General features: G+C 69.9%; 14 protein-coding genes. 7 read left to right on the top strand and 7 right to left on the bottom strand.

Annotated elements, in window-relative coordinates; all coding sequences use genetic code 11:
* Positions 1 to 19: 19 nt before the first annotated feature.
* The 4 genes from ASG45_RS11210 (at position 20) to ASG45_RS11195 (ending at position 5,215) form a co-directional block, all read left to right on the top strand.
* Positions 20 to 610: a DUF3000 domain-containing protein gene (locus ASG45_RS11210; protein WP_055837908.1), complete on the top strand. Its 591-nt coding sequence runs from the start codon at positions 20 to 22 to the stop codon at positions 608 to 610.
* Positions 603 to 1,799, top strand: coding sequence for a ribonuclease D (locus ASG45_RS11205; protein WP_055837249.1), 1,197 nt, complete (start codon positions 603 to 605; stop codon positions 1,797 to 1,799). Before ASG45_RS11210 ends, ASG45_RS11205 begins: the two co-directional genes overlap by 8 nt.
* Before the next feature lie 72 nt (positions 1,800 to 1,871).
* On the top strand, positions 1,872 to 3,080 hold the full coding sequence (locus ASG45_RS11200; protein ID WP_055837246.1) for a thiolase family protein: 1,209 nt from the start codon (positions 1,872 to 1,874) through the stop codon (positions 3,078 to 3,080).
* Positions 3,077 to 5,215 carry a 3-hydroxyacyl-CoA dehydrogenase NAD-binding domain-containing protein gene (locus ASG45_RS11195; RefSeq protein WP_055837243.1) on the top strand — a complete coding sequence of 713 codons (2,139 nt, stop codon included), beginning with the start codon at positions 3,077 to 3,079 and terminating at the stop codon, positions 5,213 to 5,215. The genes ASG45_RS11200 and ASG45_RS11195 overlap by 4 nt, the downstream gene beginning before the upstream one ends.
* Before the next feature lie 162 nt (positions 5,216 to 5,377).
* Here ASG45_RS11195 and dxs read toward each other — a convergent pair whose 3' ends face one another.
* From dxs to dut, 5 genes are all read right to left on the bottom strand, one after another.
* Complete coding sequence (gene dxs / locus ASG45_RS11190; RefSeq protein WP_055837240.1) at positions 5,378 to 7,324, bottom strand: 1-deoxy-D-xylulose-5-phosphate synthase; 1,947 nt, start codon at positions 7,322 to 7,324, stop codon at positions 5,378 to 5,380.
* A gap of 166 nt (positions 7,325 to 7,490) precedes the next feature.
* A complete protein-coding gene (locus tag ASG45_RS11185; RefSeq protein ID WP_055837237.1) occupies positions 7,491 to 10,331 on the bottom strand; it encodes an aconitate hydratase in 2,841 nt (946 codons plus the stop codon).
* Between the two features lie 133 nt (positions 10,332 to 10,464).
* Positions 10,465 to 11,220 carry a DUF3159 domain-containing protein gene (locus ASG45_RS11180; protein WP_055837234.1) on the bottom strand — a complete coding sequence of 252 codons (756 nt, stop codon included), beginning with the start codon at positions 11,218 to 11,220 and terminating at the stop codon, positions 10,465 to 10,467.
* Positions 11,217 to 11,840 carry a DUF3710 domain-containing protein gene (locus ASG45_RS11175; RefSeq protein WP_055837231.1) on the bottom strand — a complete coding sequence of 208 codons (624 nt, stop codon included), beginning with the start codon at positions 11,838 to 11,840 and terminating at the stop codon, positions 11,217 to 11,219. Before ASG45_RS11175 ends, ASG45_RS11180 begins: the two co-directional genes overlap by 4 nt.
* Positions 11,837 to 12,292 carry a dUTP diphosphatase gene (gene dut / locus ASG45_RS11170; protein WP_055837227.1) on the bottom strand — a complete coding sequence of 152 codons (456 nt, stop codon included), beginning with the start codon at positions 12,290 to 12,292 and terminating at the stop codon, positions 11,837 to 11,839. The genes ASG45_RS11175 and dut overlap by 4 nt, the downstream gene beginning before the upstream one ends.
* Before the next feature lie 12 nt (positions 12,293 to 12,304).
* Here dut and ASG45_RS11165 point away from each other — a divergent pair, with 12 nt between their 5' ends.
* On the top strand, positions 12,305 to 12,796 hold the full coding sequence (locus ASG45_RS11165) for a DUF3093 domain-containing protein (RefSeq protein WP_055837225.1): 492 nt from the start codon (positions 12,305 to 12,307) through the stop codon (positions 12,794 to 12,796).
* On the opposite strand, the gene ASG45_RS11160 is transcribed toward ASG45_RS11165, so the two are convergent.
* Positions 12,771 to 13,064: a DUF4193 domain-containing protein gene (locus tag ASG45_RS11160; RefSeq protein WP_055837222.1), complete on the bottom strand. Its 294-nt coding sequence runs from the start codon at positions 13,062 to 13,064 to the stop codon at positions 12,771 to 12,773. The two genes, ASG45_RS11165 and ASG45_RS11160, sit on opposite strands and share 26 nt — an antisense overlap.
* Positions 13,065 to 13,286: 222 nt before the next feature.
* On the opposite strand from ASG45_RS11160, the gene sepH reads away from it, so the two are divergent.
* Entirely contained in the window at positions 13,287 to 14,324 is a 1,038-nt protein-coding gene (gene sepH / locus ASG45_RS11155; RefSeq protein WP_055837214.1) for a septation protein SepH, read from the top strand.
* Positions 14,325 to 14,394: 70 nt separating this feature from the next.
* On the opposite strand, the gene ASG45_RS11150 is transcribed toward sepH, so the two are convergent.
* Complete coding sequence (locus ASG45_RS11150; protein ID WP_055837211.1) at positions 14,395 to 15,522, bottom strand: alkaline phosphatase family protein; 1,128 nt, start codon at positions 15,520 to 15,522, stop codon at positions 14,395 to 14,397.
* A gap of 70 nt (positions 15,523 to 15,592) precedes the next feature.
* Here ASG45_RS11150 and ASG45_RS11145 point away from each other — a divergent pair, with 70 nt between their 5' ends.
* On the top strand, positions 15,593 to 18,052 hold the full coding sequence (locus ASG45_RS11145) for a DNA gyrase/topoisomerase IV subunit A (RefSeq protein ID WP_055837208.1): 2,460 nt from the start codon (positions 15,593 to 15,595) through the stop codon (positions 18,050 to 18,052).
* Positions 18,053 to 18,105 lie beyond the last annotated feature (53 nt).

Genomic DNA, 18,105 nt, shown 5'->3' with positions numbered 1-18,105 from the left:
CTCACTCTAGTCTGTGGCCGTGACTGACCAGCGCCCCGGGGACGCCGCCAGCCCCTTCGTGCGCGCGGGCGACGAGGTGCGCGCGACGATGTTCCGCGACGATCTGGTCGTGCGCGAGATCGCCTCCCCCGCGGGACTGGCGCCCTTCTCACTCGCGCTGGCCGGCGATGTGCGGCCCGAGGAGCACGCGACGGATTCGCCCTTCGGCACCGGGCGTTTCATCCTGTTGCACGACCCCGAGGAGCCCGAGCCGTGGGGTGGGGCGTGGCGCATCGTCTGCTTCGCGCAGGCACCGCTCGAGCCCGAGATCGGCATCGACCCGCTGCTCGCCGACGTCGCGTGGTCGTGGCTCATCGACGCCCTCGACTCACGCGGCGCGGAGCGTCACTCGGAGTCGGGCACCGCTACCAAGACCCTCTCGACCGGCTTCGGCGCCCTCGCCGCGCAGGGCGAGGGGTCGCAGATCGAACTTCGCGCGTCATGGACGCCGCGCGGTCCCTTCCGCCCGCACCTCGAGGCGTGGGCGGAGCTTGTGTGCATGCTCGCCGGCCTCCCCCCGGGGTCGGAGGGTGTTGCCGTGTTCGGAGCCCGGAGGCCCACGCGTGGTTGAGTACATCGTCATCGAGGATGCCGCGGGGCTGAGCTCCGCGTGCGAGAGTCTGGCGGCGGGCACGGGTCCCGTGGCCGTCGACGTCGAACGGGCGTCGGGTTTCCGCTACTCGCAGCGGGCCTACCTGATCCAGGTGTTCCGCCGCGGCGCCGGAGTGTTCCTCTTCGACCCGTCCACCATCGACGACTTCGCGCCCTTGCAAGCGGCGATCGGCGATGCGGAGTGGGTGTTCCACGCGGCGAGCCAAGATCTCCCGTCGCTGCGGGAACGGGGTCTCGAGCCCCCGTACATCTTCGACACCGAGTTGGGCTCGCGCCTTCTCGGTCACGAGCGCGTCGGCCTCGGGGCCGTGGTGGAGCACACGCTCGGCATCACGCTGGCCAAGGCGCACTCGGCCGCCGACTGGTCGACGCGCCCGCTTCCGGCATCCTGGCTCGAGTACGCCGCTCTCGACGTCGAGCACCTGATCGACGTGCGCGACGTGCTGGTCGCCGAGCTCGAGGAGCAGCAGAAGACCGAGTTCGCCCGCCAGGAGTTCCAGGCGGTGCTCGAGCGTCTGCCCAAGCCCGCGCGCGAAGACCCGTGGCGTCGCCTCAGCGGCCTGCATTCGGTGCGCGGTCGACGATCGCTCGCCATCGCCCGCTCGCTCTGGCAGGCGCGCGAAGACTTCGCGCGGGAGCAGGACATCGCCCCCGGGCGACTCGTACCCGATCGCGCTCTGGTCGCCGCCGTGATGGCCGACCCGGCGACCAAGCAGGCGCTCGCGGGCATCAAGGAGTTCAACGGACGAGCGAGCCGGACGCAGCTCGACCGGTGGTGGAACGCCATCGTCGCCGGGCGCGAGGCGACCGAGCTGCCCGCCGACCGGGTGCCGAGCGATACGCTTCCCCCTCCCCGCGCGTGGGTCGATCGCAACCCCGATGCCGACCGGCGGCTGAAGGCGGCGCGTCCCGCCGTCGAGGAGCGCGCCGAAGCGCTGCACATGCCGACCGAGAACCTGCTCACCCCCGAGACGTTGCGCCGCGTGGCGTGGGCTCCCCCCGCCGAGCTCACGGCCGACGCCGTCGGCGCGGCGCTGGCGGAGTGGGGTGCTCGACCCTGGCAGATTGATCAGACCGCACAGGTGATCGCCGATAGCTTTGTAGCTTCCCTCAACACGGAAGACGACGTCCCCGTCACGGATTCGTAGGTTCGGACAACCGATTCTCGGGCGCCGAACCGCCTTCCTAGGCTGGGGGTCATCCCAAACAATGGAGGCAGAGTGGCCGAGATGACGGACGTCTTCTTCGTCGACGGAATGCGTACCCCCTTCGGGCGCGCCGGCGAAAAAGGCATGTACTGGAACACGCGTGCCGACGATCTGGTGGTCAAGGCGATCATCGGGCTGATGGAGCGCAACGGCGACGTGCCGAAGGACCGGATCGACGACGTGGCCATCGCCGCCACCTCGCAGACCGGTGACCAGGGGCTGACCCTGGGACGCACGGCGGCGATCCTCGCGGGTCTGCCGATGACGGTGCCCGGCTTCGCGGTCGAGCGCATGTGTGCGGGAGCCATGACGAGCGTCACCACCATGGGTGCCTCGATCGGCGTCGGCATGTACGACGTCGCCCTCGCGGGCGGCGTGGAGCACATGGGCCGCCACCCCATCGGCGGAAACGTCGACCCCAACCCCCGCTTCGTCGCCGAGAAGCTCGTCGACCCGGGCGCGCTCAACATGGGCGTGACGGCCGAGCGCATCCACGACCGCTTCCCCCACCTGACCAAGGACCGCGCCGACCGCTTCGGCGTCGCCAGCCAGCACAAGGTGCAGGCCGCCTACGAGGCCGGCAAGATCCAGCCCGACCTCGTCTCTGTCGCGGTGAAGAACGCCGAGGGCGCGTGGGGACTCGCGACCGAAGACGAGGGCCGCCGACCCGAGACGACCCTCGAGGGACTCGCGACGCTCAAAACACCGTTCCGCCCGCACGGACGGGTCACCGCGGCCACGTCGTCGCCGCTGACCGACGGTGCGACCATCAGCCTGCTCGCCGGTTCCGGTGCCGTGAAAGAGCTCGGTCTCACTCCGAAGATGCGCATGGTCTCGTTCGCCTTCGCCGGCGTCGAGCCCGAGATCATGGGCATCGGACCCATCCCCTCGACCGAGAAGGCGCTCAAGAAGGCCGGACTCACGATCGACGACATCGGTCTGTTCGAGCTCAACGAAGCCTTCGCCATCCAGGTGATCTCGCTGCTCGATCACTTCGGCATCGCCGACGACGATCCGCGCGTGAACCCGTGGGGCGGCGCCATCGCCCTGGGCCACCCGCTCGCGGCATCCGGAGTCCGTCTCATGATCCAGCTGGCCGCCCAGTTCGCCGAGCGTCCCGACGTGCGCTACGGCCTCACCGCCATGTGCGTGGGACTCGGTCAGGGCGGCTCGGTCATCTGGGAGAACCCTTTCTTCGACGGAAAGAAGAAGCGCAAGTGACCGATTACGCCGCCATCGACTTCTCGCCCCTCGACGCCCTCACCGGCGACGAGGTCGTGACCCATTCCCCCGTCCGCGACGTGCGCCTGCCCTCGGGCAACGTGCTCGCCCTGGTCACGCTCGACAACGGTCGCGACCACACCCGCCCCAACACCCTGGGGCCGGCGACGCTCGCCGAGCTCGGGCGCACGCTCGAGACGCTGAAGAGCCGGGCCGCGGCCGGCGAGATCCACGCCGTCGCCATCACGGGTAAGCAGTACATCCTCGCGGCCGGCGCCGATCTGTCCGACGTGGCGAAGCTGCCCTCGAAAGACGTCGCCCGCCTGATCGCCCAGCGCGGACATCAGGTGATCGGCTCGCTCTCCGAGCTGGGCGTGCCCTCGTTCGCCTTCGTGAACGGCCTCGCCCTGGGCGGCGGTCTCGAGATCGCGCTGAACTCGACGTATCGCACAGTCGACGCCTCGGCCGCGGCGGTGGCCCTTCCCGAGGTGTTCCTCGGCATCATCCCCGGCTGGGGCGGCGCCTACCTGCTGCCGAACCTGATCGGCATCGAGAACGCGCTCGAGGTCGTCATCTCGAACCCGCTCAAGCAGAACCGCATGCTCAAGCCGCAGCAGGCTTTCGACCTCGGGATCATGGATGCCATCTTCCCGGCGGCCTCGTACCTCGAGGACTCGCTGCGGTGGGCCGACGGCGTGCTCACCGGCCGGGTGAAGGTCGAGCGCAAGAACGAGCCGGGCAAGCTCGAGCGCCTGACCAAGTGGCCCATCGCGATCAAGATGGCCCGCGGCATGCTCGAATCCAAGATCGGCACCGTCCCCCGCTCCCCCTACGTCGCGCTCGACCTGCTCGACAAGGCCAAGAGCGGCACGAGGGCCGAGGGCTTCGCCCGCGAAGACGAAGCTCTCGCCGACCTCATCACGGGCGACCAGTTCGCGGCATCCATGTACGCCTTCGATCTCGTGCAGAAGCGCGCGAAGCGTCCGGTCGGGGCTCCCGACAAGGCGCTCGCGAAGAAGGTCACCCAGGTCGGCGTCATCGGCGCCGGTCTCATGGCGTCGCAGTTCGCGCTGCTGTTCGTGCGCAAGCTCCGGGTTCCCGTGATCATCACCGACCTCGACCAGGGGCGCGTCGACAAGGGCGTGGCATCCATCCGCGAAGAGATCGGCAAGCTCGAAGCCAAGGGCCGCCTCGACGGCGACACCGCCAACCAGCTGCGCGCCCTCGTGCACGGCACGACCGACCGCTCGGAGTTCGCCGACTGCGACTTCGTCATCGAGGCGGTGTTCGAAGAGGTCGGGGTCAAGCAGGAGGTGTTCTCGGCCATCGAGAAGATCGTCGCCGACGACGCGATCCTCGCCACGAACACCTCGTCGCTCTCGGTGGCCGAAATCGGCTCGGTGCTGCAGAACCCCGAGCGTCTCGTCGGCTTCCACTTCTTCAACCCCGTCGCGGTGATGCCGCTCATCGAGGTCGTGAAGACGGCTGCCACGAGCGACGCCGCCCTGTCGACGGCGTTCGTCGTCGCGAAGGGCCTGGGCAAGAACGCGGTGCTCACCGCCGATGCACCCGGCTTCGTCGTGAACCGTCTGCTGGCGAAGGTCATGGGCGAGGCGGCACGCGCGGTCTACGAGGGCACCCCGATCGCGACGGTCGAGAAGGCGTTCGCACCTCTCGGCCTGCCGATGGGGCCGTTCCAGCTCATCGACCTCGTGGGATGGAAGGTCGCCGCCCACGTGCAGGACACGATGGCGCACGCGTTCCCCGACCGCTTCTTCTCGTCGGAGAACTTCCACGAGCTCGCCGCGCTCCCGGAGGTCGTCGAGAAGGACAAGGGCGGTCGCGTGACCGGCTGGACGAAGGCCGCGCAGAAGGTTCTCGTCACCGGGAAGACGCCGGTCGCGCCCGAGACGATCCTCGCCCGCGTGCAGGACGGCCTCGCACAGGAGATCAAGATCATGCTCGACGAGGGCGTGGTGCCCGAGGTCGAAGACATCGACCTGTGCCTCATCCTCGGCGCCGGATGGCCCTTCATCGACGGCGGCGCCTCGCCGTACCTCGATCGCGAGGGAGCGTCGGATCGCGCCTTCGGCGACACGTTCCACCACCCGCCCATTCGCGGCATCGGAGCCTGACGCACCACAGCGGCGCCGTCCCCGAGGGGGCGGCGCCGCTGTCGTACCCGCGGATCGGGGCGCCGTCTCGGGGCGTGCAGCGTCGTGGGAACGACCCGCACGACGAGATCGGGCCGGAACTCGCGCGGTCCGGCCCGATCTTCGCGCGTCACGGCGCGGACGTCACGGGCGCGACTTCTCCCAGTCGAACGTGGGGATCGACCCGGTGGGCGTCTGTCGGGCCATGGGGATGCGGGTGCCGAGCACCTGGGCCACCACGTCGTGGGCGATCTTCGACGCCGTGAGCCCGGCATCCTCGAGGATCTGTTCGCGCGTCGCGTGGTCGATGAAGGCGTCGGGGATGCCGAGTTCGTCGACCGCCGTGTCGACGCCGGCCTCGCGGAGCACCTGACGCACACGGGTGCCGACCCCGCCGACTCGGATGCCGTCCTCGATCGTGATCACCAGACGGTGCGTACGGGCGAGTTCGACGATCGAGGGCTGCACCGGGATGGCCCAGCGGGGATCGATCACCGTCGCGCCGATGCCCTGCGCGCGAAGCCGCTCGGCGACCTCCATCGCCAGGTGCACCATCGGGCCGATGCCGACGAGCAGCACATCTTCTGACGAGCCGCGTGCGAGCACGTCGACGCCGTCGGAGAGACGCTCGATCGCATCGAGGTCGTCGGGGATCTTGCCCTTCGGGTACCGCACGACGGTGGGGGCGTCTTCGACGGCGGTCGCCTCGCGGAACTCCTCGCGCAGACGGCTCGCGTCGCGCGGCGCGGCGATGCGGATGCCCGGGACGAGTTGCAGCATCGCGAGATCCCAGATGCCGTGGTGGCTGGGGCCGTCGGGACCCGTCACGCCGGCGCGGTCGAGAACGAACGTCACCCCCGCCTTGTGCAGGGCGACGTCCATCATGACCTGGTCGAACGCACGGTTCATGAAGGTGGCGTAGATCGCCACGACGGGGTGCAGGCCGCCGAAGGCGAGACCGGCGGCCGAGGCGACGGCGTGCTGTTCGGCGATGCCGACGTCGTAGACGCGCTCGGGGAACCGCTCGGCGAACTGCTGCAGCCCGGTCGGCCGCAGCATCGCGGCCGTCATGGCGATGACGTCGTCGCGCTCGGCGCCGACGGCCACGAGTTCCTCGGCGAAGACGTCGGTCCACTGCAGGCCACCGCCCGAGCTGACGGCCTCGCCGGTGATCGGGTCGATCTTGCCCACCGCGTGGAACTGGTCGGCGGTGTCGCTGAGTGCCGGGGCGTATCCGCTGCCCTTGTCGGTGATCGCGTGGACGATGACGGGAGCGCCGTACGACTTGGCCAGCTCGAGCGTCTCGATCAGCACGTCGAAGTCGTGCCCGTCGACCGGGCCTAGGTACTTGATGTCGAGGTTGCTGTACAGCGCCTCGTTGTTCGTGAAGCGCGAGAGGAACCCGTGCGTGCCGCCGCGGACGCCGCGGTACACGGCGCGAGCCGCGGGGCCCAGGCGCCGGAACAGCGTGTCGGAGCCGCGGTGGAGCGTGCGGTAGGCGTCGTTCGTACGGACACGGTTGAGGTAGCGCGCCATGCCGCCGATGGTCGGGGCGTACGAGCGCCCGTTGTCGTTGACGACGATGACGAGGTTGCGGTCGTTGTCGTCGCTGATGTTGTTCAGCGCCTCCCACGTCATGCCGCCCGTGAGCGCGCCGTCTCCGACGACGGCGACCACGTGACGATCGGTGCGTCCGGTGCGCGAGAACGCGCGCGAGACCCCGTCTGCCCAGCTCAGCGAGCTCGACGCGTGCGAGGACTCGACGACGTCGTGCTCGCTCTCGGAGCGCTGCGGATACCCGGCCAATCCCCCGCGCGAGCGGAGGTTGGCGAAGTCCTGACGCCCGGTGAGCATCTTGTGGACGTACGACTGGTGACCGGTGTCGAAGATGATGGGATCGGCGGGCGAGTCGAACACCTTGTGCAGGGCGATCGTCAGCTCGACGACGCCCAGGTTCGGACCGAGATGGCCGCCGGTGCGCGAGACGTTCTCGACGAGGAACGACCGGACCTCAGCGGCCAGTTGACGCAGCTGCGCGGGGCCCAGGTCGTCGAGGTCACGGGGACCGTGAATGCCGGGTAGGAGAGCCATGCGACTCCTCTCGTGCGGTAGACGCAGTGGTGCGAATACTTGTCGATTCTAGTCTCGGGGGGCCGGTCGGGCCCGGCAACGCCTTGCGATCACGGTCGTTTCGTGGTCTCCGCAAACGCCGCGTGCCCCGGGAGCGAGGCTCCCGGGGCACGACGGTGCGGGTGTGTCAGACCAGCGAACGCAGCACGTACTGCAGGATGCCGCCGTTGCGGTAGTAGTCGGCCTCACCGGGGGTGTCGATGCGCACGACCGCGTCGAACTCGATCGGCTGCTTGCCCTCGGGAGAGAACTCGCTCGGGGTCGCGATGACCTTGACCGTCTTGGGCGTGACGCCCTCGTTGAGCTGCTCGAGGCCCTCGATCGAGACGATCTCGGTGCCGTCGAGACCCAGGGTCTTCCAGCTCTCGCCGGCGGGGAACTGCAGCGGGACGACGCCCATGCCGATGAGGTTCGAGCGGTGGATGCGCTCGAAGCTCTCGGTGATGACGGCCTTCACGCCGAGGAGGTTCGTGCCCTTGGCCGCCCAGTCACGCGACGAGCCGGAGCCGTACTCCTTGCCACCGAAGATGACGAGCGGGGTGCCCTGCTCCTGGTAGTTCATGCAGGCGTCGTAGATGAACGTCTGCGGGCCACCGGCCTGGGTGAAGTCGCGCGTGTAGCTGCCCTCGATGATCTGACCGTCGTTGACGGCGGCGACCAGTTCGTTCTTCAGGCGGATGTTCGCGAACGTGCCACGGATCATGATCTCGTGGTTGCCGCGGCGCGAGCCGTAGGAGTTGAAGTCCTTCTGCGCGACACCGTGGTCCATCAGGTACTGCGCGGCGGGCGTGCCCGCCTTGATGTTGCCGGCCGGGCTGATGTGGTCGGTGGTGACCGAGTCGCCGAGCGTCGCCATGACGCGCGCGCCACTGATGTCGCGCACGGCGTCGGGCTCCATGGTCATGCCCTCGAAGTACGGAGCCTTGCGCACGTAGGTCGAGTCGGCGTCCCACTCGAAGGTCGGGCCGGTCGGGGTGGGCAGGTTCTTCCAACGCTCGTCGCCCTCGAAGACGGTGGCGTACTGGGTGATGAACTGCTCACGCGAGATCGACGCGTCGATGATCGACTGCACCTGGTCGGGGGCCGGCCAGATGTCCTTCAGGAAGACGTCTTCGCCGTTCTGGTCGGTGCCGAGCGCGTCGGTCTCGAAGTCGAAGTTCATCGAGCCGGCCAGCGCGTAGGCGACCACCAGCGGCGGCGAGGCCAGGTAGTTCATCTTCACGTCGGGGCTGATGCGACCCTCGAAGTTGCGGTTGCCCGAGAGCACCGCGGTGACGGCCAGGTCGTGCTCGTTGACGGCCGTGGAGACCTCTTCGATGAGCGGACCCGAGTTGCCGATGCAGATCGTGCAGCCGTAGCCGACGGTGTAGAAGCCGAGGCCCTCGAGCGACTTGTCGAGGCCCGACTTCTCGTAGTAGTCGGTGACGACCTTCGAGCCCGGTCCGAGCGTCGTCTTGACCCACGGCTTGCGCTTCAGGCCCTTGTCGACGGCGTTCTTGGCGAGCAGGCCCGCCGCGATCATGACCGAGGGGTTCGAGGTGTTGGTGCACGACGTGATGGCGGCCAGGGTGACGGCGCCGTTGTCGAGCAGGTACGACTGCCCGTCGGGCGTCGTCACGCGCACCGGGTTCGAGGCGTTGACGGGGTGCCCCGACGAGATGAGCACCTCGCTGTCGGTGACGTCTTCCTCTTCTTCGCCGGGGACCGAACCGGGGTCGGAGGCGGGGAAGGTGCCGTCGACCTCGAGGTCGACGATCGAGTCCGAGACCGACGCGTCGGCGTAGTTCAGGATGTCCTTCTCGAACTGCGACTTCGCCTCGGACAGCAGGATGCGGTCCTGCGGGCGCTTCGGGCCCGCGATCGAGGGGACGACGGTCGAGAGGTCGAGCTCGATGAACTCGCTGAACGACAGTTCGCGCGACGGGTCGTGCCACAGCTTCTGCTCTTTGGCGTACGCCTCGACAAGGTCGACGGTCTGCTCGTCGCGGCCGGTGAGGCGCAGGTACTCGAGGGTGACGTCGTCGATGGGGAACATGGCGGCCGTCGAGCCGAACTCGGGGCTCATGTTGCCGATGGTGGCGCGGTTGGCCAGCGGCACCGAGGCGACGCCTTCGCCGTAGAACTCGACGAACTTGCCGACGACGCCGTGCTTGCGCAGCATGTCGGTGATGGTGAGCACGACGTCGGTCGCGGTGACCCCGGCGGGGATCTCACCGGTGAGCTTGAAGCCGACGACGCGCGGGATGAGCATCGACACGGGCTGGCCGAGCATGGCCGCCTCGGCCTCGATGCCGCCGACGCCCCAGCCGAGCACGCCCAGGCCGTTGACCATCGTGGTGTGCGAGTCGGTGCCGACGCAGGTGTCGGGGTACGCGCGCAGCACGCCGTCGACGGTGCGATCGTAGACGACCTTGGCCAGGTGCTCGATGTTGACCTGGTGCACGATGCCGGTTCCCGGGGGGACGACCTTGAAGTCGTCGAAGGCCGTCTGGCCCCAGCGGAGGAACTGGTACCGCTCGCCGTTGCGCTCGTACTCGATCTCGACGTTGCGCTCGAGGGCGTTCTCGCTGCCGAACAGGTCGGCGATGACCGAGTGGTCGATGACCATCTCGGCGGGCGAGAGCGGGTTGATCTTGTTGGGGTCGCCGCCCAGGGCGGTGACGGCCTCGCGCATGGTGGCGAGGTCGACGATGCAGGGCACACCGGTGAAGTCCTGCATGACCACGCGTGCCGGCGTGAACTGGATCTCGGTGTCGGGGTCGGCCGTGGGGACCCACGAACCGAGCGCCTGGATCTGCTCCTTGGTGACGTTCGCGCCATCCTCGGTGCGGAGCAGGTTCTCGAGCAGCACCTTGAGGCTGAACGGGAGCTTCTCGTAACCGGCGACCGTGTCGATGCGGAAGATCTCGTAGTCGGTGCTGCCGACCGTCAGGGTGCTCTTGGCACCGAAGCTGTCAACCGTGGACACGATCGTCTCCTTCGTCGGCGAATGCGCAGGCGTAGACCCGCAGTTTCCCATCTTCCCCGCGCGGAGACGTCGATGCCAGGAAGGTCGACCTAACCGTCTGGGGCGACGGATTTATCTTGATGTCAAGATATTATCAGGACTCTCGGCGAGGAGTGAGAGCGCGCACCACGAGCCACGTCACGGCGAGCATCGGGGCGAACAGCGGCAGGCCCATGACGATCTTCAGCGTGCCGAGCGCGGTCACGTCGCCGGCGAAGTACAGCGGGAGCTGCACGATCAGGCGCGCCGCGAACAGCGCCGCCCAGGCGATCGAGAGCCAGGTGTAGGCCCGACGCTTGCGGCGGTCCGCCCGCCACGCCGTGCCCTCGCCCAGCAGGTAGCCCGCCGCGAGACCGATGAGCGGCCAGCCGATGAGGGCCGACACCAGGAAGGCCGTGCCGTACGCGCCGTTGGTGAAGAACCCGAGCACGAAATTGTCCTGACCGCGGCCCGTCACCAGGGCCAGGATCGCGGCGCCCGCGGTGGCGAGCAGACCGCCGATGGCGGCGCTGGGCGGAGACTTCGCGATGAGGCGCGCCAGCGTGAAGACCACGGCGAGACCCACCGACACCCCGAGGCTCACCCAGAGGTTGCCCTGGCGCGTCTCGGGATCGATCGTGACCGTGAACAGCACGACGAACGCCAGCGACGGCAGCACCGATTCCAGGATGCCGCGCCACCCGCCCATCGCCGACCACACGGCAGCGCCGGTGGAGCTGTGCTTCGCGGGGTCGAGGCCCGCGCGACGCGCGGCGTTCCCCAGCGCGGCTCCGACGCTGTCTGCGGCCGAGGGCGGCTCGAGGGGGACGCGGGCGTCGTCGTGCGCCGGGCGCGGCGAGTCGTCGCTCATGCGGTGCCGGGGGTCGCCGGCATCCGGAGGGGGATCAGATCGCGCGGCGGCATGGGCGAGGTGCCCCGCACCACGACGATCGAGCGGAAGAGGTCTTCGACCGCGGCGGCGGCCGCGACGTCGGAGGTCGCGGCTCCCCCGATAACCCCGCGCAGGAACCAGCGCGGGCCGTCGACGCCGACGAAGCGGGCCAGACGCTTGGCAGAGCCGTCGGTGCCGGCCATGACCGGCACCTCGGCGAGCAGCTCGGGACCCAGCGGGCCCTCGCGCTCCTCGACGCGGCCGCCCTGCTGCTTGACCTGCTGTCGGATCTGCTCGCGCGTCTCTTCCCACAGGCCGCTGGTGCGCGGGGCCGCGAAGGGCTGCACCTGCAGGGTGGACTCGGAGTAGTCGAGGCCCACGGCCACGATGCGCTTGGTCTGCTCCTCGACCTCGAGGCGCAGGTTGAGTCCTTCGCGCGGGAGGATTTTGATGCCGCCCAGGTCGATGTAGGGGCGTACCGGGTTCGCTTCGGATTCGTCGAAGGGGCCGGCGCTGTCGCGATCGGCCGGGGCGCTCTTGGCCGCCGTGACGACCTCGGTTCCGGGCTGGTCTGTGCCGGGCTGGTCGTTGTCGGTCATCGTGTGCTCCCTTGAAGGCTCTGGTATCCGCTCGATCCGAAACCGCCGTCGCCGCGCACGCTGTCGGGAAGTTCGTCGACGGGGACGAAGCGCACGGGCGGGACGGGCATCACGATGAGCTGGGCGATGCGGTCTCCGACCGCGATGTCATAGGCCTCGTCGAGGTCGGTGTTCAGCAGGGCCACCTTGATCTCGCCGCGGTACCCGGCGTCGATCGTGCCCGGGGAGTTGAGGACGGTGATGCCGTGCTTCGCAGCGAGCCCGCTGCGGGGCACCACGAAGGCCGCGTGGCCCTCGGGGAGGGCGATGCGCACGCCGGTGGACACCAGTGCGCGGCGCCCGGGTTGCAGGCGCACGGCCTCGGCGGCGATCAGGTCGGCACCGGCGTCGCCGGGGTGGGCGAAGACCGGGGGCTCGGATGCGACAATTGGGACGTCCACCGTTTCGGTCACCCCACGAGGGTAATGCAGAAGAGGGGGTGCGGCATCCGCACCGCAGCCGACTATCGAGAGCGTCTGAGCCCGTCGCTCTGGGCGCTCGTCGCCGCCGCCGTGTGCGGCCCCATGGCCGCCCTGGTGTTCTCACCGCTCGACACCACGCTGGCCCTGTTCATCGGGCTCCTGGTGTCTGTGGCGATCGTGGTGGGTCTCGTCGCCATCTCCCCCGTCGTAGAGATCCGCGACGGCGAGTTGCGCGCGGGTCGCGGCCACATCCCGGTGGAGTTCTTGGGGACCCCCGTCGGCGTGGCCGCCGAAGAGGCGCGCACGGCCCGCGGGAGTGGTCTCGACCACCGGGCCTGGCACGTCATCCGGGGTGGTGTCGACGGTGTCGTCACGATTCCCGTGACCGACCCCGACGATCCGACCCCGTCGTGGGTGGTGTCCACCCGCACGCCGGATCGCCTGGTGGCGGCGATCCAGCGTGCTCAGGTCAGGCTGCGCACTCCAGGCAGATGAAGCCGGGGCCGCTCTCTTCTGCGATCTGGGAGCGGTGCTTCACGAGGAAGCAGTTCATGCAGGTGAACTCGTCTTCCTGAGCGGGGAGAACGACGACATCGAGCTCGATGTCGGAGAGGTCGGCGCCGGGCAGTTCGAAGCCCGAAGGGTTGTCGGCGTCCTCGTTGTCGATCGACCCCGACGCCTTGTCGGGCACGCGCTCCTTGAGGGCCTCGATCGACTCGCTGTCGTCCTCGGTCTTGCGCGGTGCGTCGTAATCCGTTGCCATGCGTGCAGGTCTCTACTTCCAGTGTTTTGTGGTGCTGTGCCCCATCGGGTGCCCGATCGGGCGGCCATAGTTTGCATGACCCGACCTCGATAAGCAAATGCTCGGGGGACGGGTTGCGTATTGGGCGAGGCGTGAAACTCGCGGCGCGCCCGCGATATTCCCGGAACCACGCGGCGAGCGTGTCAGCATGGGCCTCGACCGCAGATCGGAGGGGTGTTTCGCATGGAACAGCTCAAAGTCATCGGCACCGAGGACGACGTCCTCGTCGTCGCGACTCAGGCGGGCGAGCGCTTCGCGCTGCCGCTCGACGACGTGCTGCGCGCCGAGGCGCGCCGCGCCCGTCGTGATCGCAGCGACGACGACCGTGCCCCGCGCCCCAGCCCCCGCGAGATCCAGGCGCACATCCGCGCCGGGATGTCGGCCCGCGAGGTGGCGACCCTGCTGAACGCCCGCGTCGAAGACGTCGAGCGTTTCGAGCGCCCGGTCCTCGCCGAGCGCGAGCACGTCGTCGGTCAGGCCCTGGCCGTCCCGGTGCTGCTCGGCGGTGCCCTCGAGCACGACGCCCCCATCACTTTCGGTGCGGCCGTGCGCGCCAAGCTCGGCGAGGCCGGTGCCTCGGCCGAGCGCTGGACCAGCTGGAAAGAGGGTTCGAGCTGGCTGGTGAAGCTCGAATTCACGGCCAACGGCATCGACCACGACGCGCGGTGGGGCTTCGACCCGCGCCGCAGCAGCCTGTCGCCGCAGAACGCCGACGCCATCCAGCTCTCACGGCAGGGGTCGCTCCCCGAGGGGCTCATCCCGCGCCTCCGCGCCCTCGACACCGTCTCGAAGGACGACTCGCGTTTCGACAGCGGGTCGTTCGGTCCCCGTCGCCTCGACATCGAGGACGAGCCGGGAGTCGAAGGCACCGGCCCCATCGCCCCCGCCGTGCAGGCCGCGGCCATCAATCGCGCTCCCGACGCCCCGGTCGCCTCGTCGGAGACGGCCGACCTGCTCGAGGCCCTGCGCCGTCGTCGTGGGCAGCGCGAACCGCTCCCCGGCATGACCGAGAGCGAGCCGTCGCCGGAGCGGCGTCCGTCGGGCCCCCCGGTGTCGCTGTTCGACGCGGTCGAGCCGACGCCGTCCACCGACGCGGACTCCCCCGCCGACCCGGATCGTTCGTCTTCGTCGTCGGCGGATTCCGCGCGGCGCACCAAGGGGCGCCCGTCGATGCCGTCGTGGGACGAGATCGTGTTCGGGGCGCGCACCGACGAGAGCTGACGCTCTCTCCCCGGTCCCGCACGCGGATGGTGCGCGGGCGGATGCCGGGACCCCGCCCGCGCGAGACGGCTCAGGCGAAGGCGCCGAGGCGCAGCAGCGGCACCGTGCGTTCCTCTTCGGTCAGCGAGCCGTGCTGGCCGATCATGCGCTGGGGTCGCTTGTCGGCCTCGCGGTCGTCGTAGTAGGCGAAGCGACCGCGCGCCGCGACGACGACGTCGCCGATCCGCTCCCGTACCTCGTCGTCGACCCGACCGAACAGGCCCGCCGCGATCGCCTCGTCGCGGGTCAGCACCCAGGCGCGCGACGCCTCGCGGGCCTTCCAGGCCGCATCCACGGCATCCGCTCGCCCCTCGTCGGCGTAGAGGTGCAGCATGCGGGGTTCGCCCCCGACCAGGTCGACGCCGTCGAGCAGCTCGTCGCCGTCGCGCAGCAGCACGTGCTTGTGCGCGGGGACGTCCACCATGCCGTGGTCGGCGGTCACGAGCACGCCGGTGCCCGCGTCGATCGACTCGGCGAGGCGGCGGGCGGCGGTATCCACCGTCTCGAGCGCGTCGGTCCAGCGATCCGACTCCCAGCCGTCGCGGTGGCCCGCCGTGTCGAGTTCCGGGGCGTAGAGGTACACCAGGGCTCCGGCATGCCGGGCGGCCAAGTCGGCCGCGAGGCGCACGCGTTCGTCGATGTCGTTCGACGAGACGAGCTCGGCGCCGCGCAGCGTCGCTTCGGTGAAGCCGGTTCCGGCGTAGGCCGGGCGCGACACGACGAAGCACGGGTGCCCCGCGTCGACGCGCTGCTCGAGCAGGGGCCGGCTGCGCTGCCACGTGTGCGGATCGAGGCCGTCGGTCTCCCAGCCGTGCAGCTGGTTGGGGGCGGTGCGCGTGCCCGGGACGCGGGCGCGGTAGCCCACGATGCCGTGCACACCGGGGTCGGTGCCGGTCAAAAGACTCGTCAGGGCGGCGGCGGTGGTCGAGGGGAACACCGTGCGCGCGACGTCGCGACGCCCGCCCGCCGACGACAGGAAGCGCGCGTGTCCGCGACGCGCGGCGAGGTTGTGGCTGCCCAGGCCGTCGACGACGAACACGATCGCACTGCGCGCGGGGGCGAGCCAGTCGGACTCCCCCGACAACGCGGCGATGGTCTGCGTCACCACACCGGTGAGGCTCCGGGAGCGCGGCGGGTCCGCCGGTAGGCTGAGTGACATCGGAGCAAGTCTTCCACACGGCTCCGATCCCCGTCCGATCCGGACGCCCGCCCGACCCGAGACCTCCTCTATGCCCGATTCCCGTTCCTCCGCCCCCGTGACCGAGCGCATCGAAGACGTCGATGTCTCCACCGAGATGCAGGGGTCCTTCCTCGAGTACGCCTACTCGGTCATCTACTCGCGCGCCCTTCCCGACGCGCGTGACGGGTTGAAGCCCGTGCAGCGGCGCATCCTGTACCAGATGGCCGAGATGGGGCTCCGGCCCGACCGCGGGCACGTGAAGAGCGCCCGTGTCGTGGGCGAGGTGATGGGAAAGCTGCACCCCCACGGCGACGCCCCGATCTACGACGCGCTCGTGCGCCTTGCGCAGGCGTTCTCGCTGCGCGTGCCGCTGGTCGACGGTCACGGCAATTTCGGTTCACTCGACGACGGCCCCGCAGCTCCCCGTTACACCGAGGCCCGTCTGGCCGCGGCCGCCCTGGCGCTGACCGAGAACCTCGACGAGGACGTCGTCGATTTCATCCCCAACTACGACGGCCAGTTCCAGCAGCCCGAGGTGCTCCCCGCCGCCTTCCCGAACCTGCTCGTGAACGGTGCGACCGGCATCGCGGTGGGCATGGCGACCAACATGGCGCCCCACAACCTCATCGAGGTCGTGGGGGCGGCCACGCACCTGCTGCAGAATCCGGATGCCACGGTCGAGGAGCTCATGGAGTTCGTCCCGGGCCCCGATCTCCCCTCGGGGGGGATCATCGTGGGCTTGGACGGCATCAAGGACGCCTACACGAACGGCCGAGGCAGCTTCCGCACCCGGGCGAAGGCGTCGATCGAGTCGCTGGGCCCCCGGCGTACGGGCATCGTCTTCACCGAGCTGCCCTACCTGGTCGGACCCGAGCGGGTCATCGAGAGGATCAAAGACGCCGTGCAGGCGAAGAAGCTCACCGGCATCGCCGATGTGACCGACCTCACCGACCGCAACCACGGTCTGCGCCTGGTCGTGGGCATCAAGACCGGTTTCGACCCGAAGGCCGTGCTCGAGCAGCTGTACCGGCTGACCCCCCTCGAGGACTCGTTCGGCATCAACAACGTCGCCCTCGTCGACGGTCAGCCGCAGACGCTGGGGCTGCGCGACATGCTGCGCGTGTACATCGAGCACCGCATCCGGGTGGTCACGCGCCGCAGCGAGTACCGCCTGGCGCGCAAGCGCGAACGCCTGCACCTGGTCGAGGGCCTGCTGATCGCGATCCTCGACATCGACGAGGTCATCCAGGTCATCCGCTCCTCGGACGACGGCGACCAGGCTCGAACCAAGCTGCGGGAGGTCTTCGACCTCTCACATCTGCAGGCCGAGTACATCCTCGAGCTGCGCCTGCGGCGCCTGACGAAGTTCTCGCGCATCGAGCTCGAGGCTGAGCGCGATCAGTTGCACGCCGAGATCGCCGCGCTGGTCGAACTGCTCGGCAGCGAGACGCTCCTGCGACAGTTGGTCGCGACCGAACTCGATGCCGCCGCCGAGGCGTACGGCACGCCCCGGCGCACGATGCTGCTCAACGGCGGGCCGGTGCAACCCCGGTCGGCCCGTGCTGCCGCAGCCGCCGCCGCCGACCTGCAGATCGCCGACGCCCCGTGCCGCGTCTACCTCTCGTCGACCGGTCGCATGGTGCGCGCCGAGCTCATCGCCGACGCGCCCGCCGGCGGGGTGGTGCCCCCGGCCCGTCGGTCCAAGCACGACGCGATCCGCTCGTCGGTCGACACGACCACGCGTGGCGACATCGGTGCCGTGACCTCGGCGGGGCGCCTGGTGCGTTTCTCTCCCGTCGACCTTCCCTCGGTCCCGGCCAACGCCGTGCAGGTGGCCGCCGGCACGAAGGTGGAGCAGTACCTCACCCTCGCCAAGGGCGAGACGGTGGTCGCACTCGTCCCCCTCGTCGGGGGCCCCATGATCGCACTGGGCACCGCGCAGGGCGTGGTCAAGCGCGTCGCCGCGAGCGAGCTGGGTACCAAGCCCGACATCGAGATCATCTCGCTGCGCGACGGCGACCGCGTCGTCGGCGCCGCACCCGCGGGAGACAACGCCGAGCTCGTCTTCGTCGCGAGCGACGCGCAGCTGCTGCGTTTCGAAGCCTCGTCGGTGCGCCCCCAGGGCCGTTCCGCGGGGGGCATGGCCGGCATCCGGCTCGCGGACGGCGCTCACGTCATCGCCTTCGCGGTCGTGGGGGCGTCGGCGTTCGACGCGGTCGTCGTCACCGTCGCGGGTTCTTCGGCCGCCCTTCCCGGCACCGATGCGGGCAGCGCGAAGGTCTCGGCGTTCACCGAGTACCCGGCGAAGGGCCGTGCCACCGGTGGCGTGCGCGCGCAGCGCCTGCTGCGCGGCGAAGACGCCCTCGTGCTGGCCTGGGTCGGCACCGATCCCCGCGCCGTCGGCGCCGATGGTGCCGTGCGGGCTCTGCCCGAGGCGGGCGCGAAGCGCGACGCGTCGGGTCAGCCGCTCGACGCCGTCATCGGCGCGATCGGCACCGCCATCCGCTGACGCGCGCCGACGGCGCCGCGCCGCACGGCGCGCGCCGTCTGGTCCACGACGGG

The organism is Microbacterium sp. Leaf436 (genome assembly GCF_001424715.1).
Taxonomy (GTDB): domain Bacteria; phylum Actinomycetota; class Actinomycetes; order Actinomycetales; family Microbacteriaceae; genus Microbacterium.
The sequence above is the reverse complement of the archived record's forward strand: the minus strand, read 5'-3'. Positions and strand labels throughout refer to the sequence as shown.